The 230-nt window shown below is 34.8% G+C and carries 1 pseudogene; it reads left to right on the top strand.

What is annotated here, in order from left to right:
• Window positions 1–13: 13 nt before the first annotated feature.
• A pseudogene (locus SB660_RS24220) lies at window positions 14–230 on the top strand (methyl-accepting chemotaxis protein); the annotation flags it as partial.

The following is a 230-nucleotide window of genomic DNA, read 5'->3' as shown; positions in this document are numbered from 1 at the left end:
ATCAGAAAGTTTAATGGCTACACTAGAGTCCAAAAAATCAATTGAACTGTTAGAAGCCGTCAATAAAAGTGAGCAAAATGTTCAGCAATTTGCCGATCGAATGTTTTCATTAAAAGATGCTGGTGAAACAGAACAATATGAAAAATTAGATAGCACACAAGGACGTCTTATTTTAAAACAATTCGATGAGCGTGTTGAAAACCTTGCCAATTATCAAAGTGAAGCCGTAG

The organism is Bacillus sp. SIMBA_005, assembly GCF_046535585.1.
GTDB lineage: Bacteria > Bacillota > Bacilli > Bacillales > Bacillaceae > Bacillus > Bacillus pumilus.
Note: the sequence above shows the minus strand (reverse complement) of the source record. Positions and strands in the feature narration are given on the sequence as shown.